The sequence below is a fragment of the Alienimonas chondri genome (assembly GCF_013036045.1).
Classification (GTDB): Bacteria; Planctomycetota; Planctomycetia; order Planctomycetales; family Planctomycetaceae; genus Alienimonas; species Alienimonas chondri.
On sequence record NZ_WTPX01000200.1, the window covers coordinates 1 to 6,516 of the forward strand.

A 6,516-nucleotide genomic window follows, 5' to 3' on the forward strand; every position below is an offset into this window, starting at 1 on the left:
GGCCAACTCGCGGGGGACGGTTCGCAGCGCCTCCGCGGAGACCTCCGTCACCTCGCCCGTCAGCACGGCGCCGGGGCGCTGGGCGAACCGCAATCGCACCGTCTGCCCGACCCGCACCCGCTGCACGGCGGCCTCGGGCACGACCAGACGCGCCTCCGCGGGAACCGGGTCGGCCACGATTTCCCCGTGGTTCCCCTTCCGCTCGATCGACTCGAACCCGGAGCCGGCGAAGGGGTTCGCGGGGGAGAACGGGTCGTCCGCCGCGAACGCCTGGGCGGCGTCGGCCGGGTCCGCGGGGGCGATCAGCGCGGCGAGCGTGCCCGGCTCCAGGAACGCTCCGCGGTTTGCGTCGTCCAGCGGGGTGCCGGTCCACGCGGAGAGCGCGGTGCCGGGGTCGTTGCTCGGCGGGGACGCCGGCGTGCGCGGGGGGGCGACGACCGTCCCGGCGACCGGCGCCCGCAGCGTCAGCCGAGCCCGATCCTCCTCCCGTCGCTCCAACTGTGCAGCCAGCGACTCCGCCTGTCGGTCCAACCCGGCGAGGCCCGCGGAGGCGGTCGGATCCTCGAACCGGCGGGCGATCAGCAGATCCCGCCGCACGCGGATCACCGCCAATCGACCGCGTAGTTCGGCCAACTGTCGGTCGAGTTCGAGATCGTTCAGTTCCACCACCGGATCGCCCGCGGCGACCCGCGTGCCGGGGGGGACGGCGGAGACGATCGTGCCGCCCGTCACCGCGAACACCCGCACGGCGCCGGCGGGTCGCAGGGCGGCGGGCGCCTCAACGGTCTCGGGGAGCGGCAGGAACCCGACGACCCCGACCAGCCCCGCCAACGCCAGCGCCGCCGCCGTCACGCGGCTCGGTCGGATCGGCGGTCGAGCCGGCGCCAGTTCGCCCTCCTTCGCCCCCCGCCAGCCGGCGGCGAGATCCAACCCGCCTCGCATCACGGCGAACAACGGCGTCCCGACCAATCCGATCGCGGCGGCGACCGCCATCACCTCCGCCAGCGGACGAAGGCCCAGCGGGGTGAGGATCGTGAACAGCAGCCACGCGATCGCAATCGTCAGGAACACGCGGTACACCGCCGCCGCGGCCCCGTACCCCAGCAGCCAGCGCCGGCGAGCGGGTTCTTCGCCCTCTTCGGATAGTGCCGGCGCGGCCGGCGCGCCGCCTGGCGGCGACGGCGAAGCGGGGGGCGTCGGAAAGGCGTCGACATGGCGGGCGAACCGGCCGGGGCCGCGTTGCCCGCGGAACCAGCGGCCGATCGCGTCCCGCCAAGTCGCCTTGGAGGTCTCGGCCAGGTTCGGGATCTCTAACAAATCGGCCAGCACGAAGTACCCGTCGTAGCGGAGCAGCGGGTTGCCGTTGAACAGCACGGTGGAGACCGACCCGACGACCGCGACGTTCAGACAGAGCGTGCGGAACAACCCCGGCTCCGCGAGCCACCACAGCCACAGGGCCGCCGAGGCCAGCACGACCTCCACCGCGACCCCGGCGGCGACGACGGCGATCCGTTTGCGGCGGTCGGCCAGCAGCCAGGCGTCGGACACATCGCAGTACAGGCAGGGGGCGAGCACGAGGATCATCACGCCCAACTCCCGGCACTCCCCGCCGAAGTGCGTGCAGGTCAGCCCGTGGCCGAGTTCGTGGAGAATCTTCATCGCCCCCAGCGTCGCCAGCAGCCAGATCAGATTGCTGGCCGAGAGGAACGCCCCCACGTCCGGCAGCGCCGCGAACACCGCGTCCGCGTTCAGCACGAACAACCCGGCGGCGCTCGCCACCAGCGCCGCGGCGGCCGCCAGCGCCGGCCAGGAGAACAGCGGCCGGACGAGCCGTTCGAGCGGAATGAGCAGCGCCGTCGGATCGACGCCGCGGAATCGGATCGCCAGCAACGACGCCGGCCACCGGGCGACCCGCTTCCACCACTTCGCCTTCGGTGCGACCGCCGTGCGACCGGGCGGCGTGGTGACGAGTCCGCCGGCTCGCAGTTCGGCGAGGAACCCGGCGAGGACCGGCGGCGTCAGTTCGCGTCCGGGAAACAGTCGGGCGAAGGCGGCGCGGAGTCCGTCCGCGGTTGCGGTTCCGTCCAGCCGGGACAGCACGGCGAACTCTTCGTCCCGCAGGTGAGCGTAGGTGCGGGCGAGCGGGTCTTTGACGACCCAGTGCCGCACGCCGCGGAACCAATGCTCGCGGATGACGAGATCTTCGCGGCGGCGGACCGGCAGCGTTCCGGGCGGGGAAGCGGACATGCCCGCGATCGTCCGGCGTCCGCCGTCGGACGCAACGCAGGACGCGCGCCGCCTAGCGGCGACGGCGAATCGAGCTTCAGGAACTCCCGCGGACGCTCTTGCGCAGGGCGGAGACGAGGCCGTCGTAGGCGGCCTGCAAACGAGCGCTGCGGTCGACGGACTTCTCGCTCGGCGGGCCGGTCGTCGCGGCGGACACCAACTCTCGCACGGCGCCGGCGGCGCGGTCGTCCAGCAGCACGGCGGTGCGGCCGACACGTTCCCGCAGGCGATCGACGCACGCCTCGAATCGGCCCGCTTCCTCCGCGTCCGCGGCGGCCATCAGGGAGTCCGCCGTCTCCGCGACCTCCCCGGCCAGATCAAGCTGCCGCGGCTCCAAACTCCGTCGCCGTCGCTCCGAGCCGCGGTTCAGGCCCAGCAGGTATCCGCCCAAACCGCCGGCGACCAGCGCCGCGATCCAGCCCAGCGAGACCAGCAGCGCATGCACCCGCGCATCGCCCTGCGGCGGCGCCTCGCTCGGCGGCGGCAGATCGTTCGGATCGAACCCGCCGCCCAGCGAGGCCCGGTCGCGCGGCGCCGGCCGGGCGACACGCGGTCGCGGCGGCGGGGCAATTATGCCGGCGTCCATCGGGCGATACGACGGGTGACCGAATGGATCGGGGCGGCCTCCGAATATGCCGCTGCCGGACTCCGTCGCTACGCCGCTCCCGGATTCCGAGTAGGAACGAGGATCAGTTCTCAGCGGCTCAAGAGACCTGGAAGAGCCGACTTCCCATTTTCCTAACTGACTCCCCGACTCTGCGTTGCGCCTCCGTGCCCGCTCTATTATCGCCTCCCGCTTCTCCCTTTCGCGAATTTGATACTCGAGTTGGTCCTGACGGATTTCTTTCAGCATTTCCTCCGATACGGGAGTCGCTCCGCGCGGCTTGGGAGCGATGTTCCGCGGGCCGCTGCCGGACTCTGCGAACGAAGCCGGCGGCGTGTCAAACGCTCCCGTCGGCGGCGGGTCGAAGCCGCGTCGCATCACGCTGCCGGATTCGACCCGCACCGTGCTGCCGGACTGCACCCGCACGCCGCTGCCGGATTCCATCCGCAGCAGACTGCCGCTTTCCCCGCGGATCGGGGCGTCGACCGGTTCCGCATCGCCGAACAGGCCGTCGAACAGGCCTCCCAATTGCGGCGCCGGGGCGGCGACCGCGAGGGCGGGGATCAGTAGGGCGGCGGCGAGCAGCGTCGGCTTCATCGGTTCACTCGGCGATTGCGGTTCGGTTTGTCGGCGGCCTGGGGACCGGTGGGGTTCGAGACGCGCCCCGACGGCTTCCACTGCGGGTCCGGGCGATGCTCCTCGGCGGCGATCCGCACCATCTCGGCGACGATCTCCGGGTGTTGGGCGGAAACGTCGTTCTGTTCGGCGAGGTCCGTGCTCAGGTTGTACAGCGCCGGGGTGGTCGAACCGAGAGGGCGGAAGACGGCCTTCCAGTCGCCCTTCCGCACCGCCTGCTTGGAGCCTTGCTCGTAGAACTCCCAATACAGGTGATCGTGTTCGACCTGCCGATCCTCCCAGCCCCGCAGAGTCGGAGCGAAGCTAATCGAATCGAGTCCTGCGGGCGGCTCGACGCCGGCGAGGTCCGCGGCGGTGGCGAAGAAGTCGCCGAAGTAGGCGACGTGATCGCTGACGGTCCCCGCTTCAATGTGTCCCGGCCAGGAGGCGATGGTCGGCACGCGGATGCCGCCCTCGGTGAGGGTGCGTTTCAAACCGGTCAGCGGGCCGGTCGCGTTGAACTCGCTGAGGTCGTGGCCGCTTTCGTTGTGGGGGCCGTTGTCGGAGGTGAAGAGGATGAGGGTACTCTCCGAGAGGCCCGCCTCGTCGATTTTCGCCGTGATCTCGCCGACCTGCTTGTCCAGCAGGGCGATCATCGCGGCGTGGCCCTTGGTGGCGTCGTCCCAGCCCTCGCGGTCGGCGAAGGCGCCGTAGTCGGGGAGGTAACGATCGGCGGATTCCGTGTCGTACTGCGTGCCGGGCACCTCGGAGCCGCCGCGGGGGCGCCGCCGCGCTTCGTTGTTCGCGTGCGGCAGGGTGCTGGCGTAGTAGAGGAAGAACGGCTTCGTCTTGGAGTCTTCGATGAACTTCAACGCCTCCTCATGAATCACTTCGGCGCTGTAGGCGCCCTTTTTCGTCGCGTAGCCGACCCCGAACAACGGTTCGCGGCCCGTCTCGCCGCTGGGGACGACGTTCGGCTGCGGGACGACGTCTTCGTTCCGATACAGGAACGCGGGGTAGTAGTTGTGGGCGTGATGCTGGTTGAGATAGCCGAAGAACTCGTCGAAGCCCTGCTTGTTCGGGGCGCCCTCGGTGCCCGGTTCGCCCAGCCCCCACTTGCCGAACAGACCGGTGCGATAGCCGGCGTCCTGCAACGTCTCCGCGACGGTGACGGACTCGGCGGGCAGCGGCACGCGGGCGTTGCCGCGGATCGGCGTGTGACCGGTGTGCAGGCCGGTCATCAACACGCTGCGGCTGGGCGCGCAGACGGTGCTGCCGGCGTAGAAGTCCGTCAGCATCATGCCGCGCTCGGCAAGCGCATCGATGTGCGGCGTGGGTACGGTCGTCCCGCCGAAGCAGCCGACATCCCCGTAGCCGAGGTCGTCCGCCATGAACCAGATGATGTTCGGCTTCGCCGCGGAACCGTCGTCGTCGGCTCCCGCGGCCAGCGCGGGGGCCAAGCCCAGCGACGCCGCGGCCAACGTGCAAAGGACGCGGGGGAGAAGTCGAACGTGCATCAAGAACAACCGATGGAGGGGGCGAACCGCTCCACGATGACGGGCGAGCGCGGCGCGTGCAATCCGCGTCTTCCGTCTGTAACGCCGAGGCCCCGCGGGGCCTCGGCGTTACGCGGTCGCTTCCCGTTGGCGTTGAACGGGGGCGTACAGGCAGAGCGCGCCGAACGTCAGCAGGGCGAGGGTGTCGAAGTTGTACGACAGCCAGACCAACGCCAATTCATCACCCAGCAGGAACTTGCGACCGAACCAGATCGCCGCGGCGGCGAGCCAGAACGCGATCGTCCGTCCGCGGGTCTCGTCCCCCGCGACCACCCGCCGCCCGGCGAGGAACAACGCCGGCAGCGCCAGCACCGTGTGATGCTTCCAACAGACCGGCGAGAGCAACGCCGCGAACAAACAGCCCACCGCCCAGTCCCGGCCGAACGGATCGAAGGCGGTCTGCTCCCCGAAGGCCGGCCGAACCGGCCGCCATGGGCGTCGCATCCGCCAGGCCACGGCGGCCCCCATCGCGAGGATCACCGCGTAGATCACCTTGCGGGCGGTCGGAGCGTCGAGGTCTCCGAATTGCACGAACAGCGGGTGATCGAGGTGTAGCTTGTGCCCCGGCTCGTAGGTTTCGAGCAATCGGGCCAACGCCGCCCGCAGGCCGACGTTCTGGTGTTTGGGCAGTTCGATTTTTCCGGGGGAGGGATACGCGTCCGGCGAGTCGCCCAGCACGGTGGTGACGTGTTCGACCCACGCGAGGTTCTCCCGCACGGCTTGCGTCGGGCCGAGATACACGGCCGGGGCGAGGTTCCACGCGATCAGGCAGACGACCGTCGCCATCGCGGCCTTCCACTCCCGCTTCCAGAGCAGCAGCGGAAGGAACAACATCGGGGTGACCCGAAACGAGATCGCCGCCGCCAGCCAGAAGCCGCCCTGCCACGCCTTCCCCCGGACGATCGCCGCTCCCGCCGCGGTCAGCAGGCCGAGACAGATCAGTTGGAGGCCGCATTCATCCAGATCCCGCAGGATGAACGGGAACATCACGGCCCCGGCCAGCGCCGTCGCGGCGAAGCGACGGGGTTCGGAGAGGGGGCCGTCCTGCCGTTCCGCCAGACGCTCCCAGACGCGCCGCGTGCCCCATAGCGTCAACAAGGCCGTGGCGTAGACCAGCATTTTGCCGACCGCCTTCGGGAACAGGGCGATCACGCCCTGAAAGGCGCACCGGGCCAGCGGATAGAAATTCCCGGGGCTGCGATACGGCTCGCCGTTCAGGAAGTCGTCGCCGAACCGCAGATAGACCTCATAGTCGTTCGTCCGTTTGAACACGGCGTAGCCGCCTTCGACCATGGCGACGATCGCGGCGATCGTCAGGATCGTCGTGCGGAAGCGGGGCGTCTCGAACCAGCGCAGTTCCGGGGCCGGCGGCGGTTCGACCGGCGGCGCTTCGATCGGGGGGGGCGCCTCGGCGGGCGATGAGGCGTCGGCGTCCGCCTGCGGAGCGTCGTGGGG

The 6,516-nt window shown here is 70.5% G+C and carries 4 protein-coding genes; all 4 read right to left on the minus strand.

All coding sequences use genetic code 11. From position 1 onward, the window contains the following. On the minus strand, window positions 1-2,247 hold a 2,247-nt coding region (locus tag LzC2_RS19315; RefSeq protein WP_171189670.1), incomplete at its 3' end, for an efflux RND transporter periplasmic adaptor subunit. 76 nt (window positions 2,248-2,323) lie between these two features. Next, the gene (locus LzC2_RS19320; RefSeq protein WP_171189671.1) at window positions 2,324-3,487 is read right to left on the minus strand and encodes a hypothetical protein; all 1,164 of its coding nucleotides are present in this window, start codon (window positions 3,485-3,487) and stop codon (window positions 2,324-2,326) included. Further along, window positions 3,484-5,022 carry an arylsulfatase gene (locus tag LzC2_RS19325; RefSeq protein ID WP_171189672.1) on the minus strand — a complete coding sequence of 513 codons (1,539 nt, stop codon included), beginning with the start codon at window positions 5,020-5,022 and terminating at the stop codon, window positions 3,484-3,486. The genes LzC2_RS19320 and LzC2_RS19325 overlap by 4 nt, the downstream gene beginning before the upstream one ends. A 108-nt stretch (window positions 5,023-5,130) precedes the next feature. Continuing rightward, the coding region (locus LzC2_RS19330; protein ID WP_206678808.1) for a glycosyltransferase family 87 protein at window positions 5,131-6,516 on the minus strand (1,386 nt) is incomplete at its 5' end.

Coding starts and splice junctions, on each gene's coding strand:
- LzC2_RS19320 (WP_171189671.1), bottom strand. CDS start 3,487: ATGAAGCCGACGCTGCTCGCCGCCGCCCTACTGATCCCCGCCCTCGCG.
- LzC2_RS19325 (WP_171189672.1), bottom strand. CDS start 5,022: ATGCACGTTCGACTTCTCCCCCGCGTCCTTTGCACGTTGGCCGCGGCG.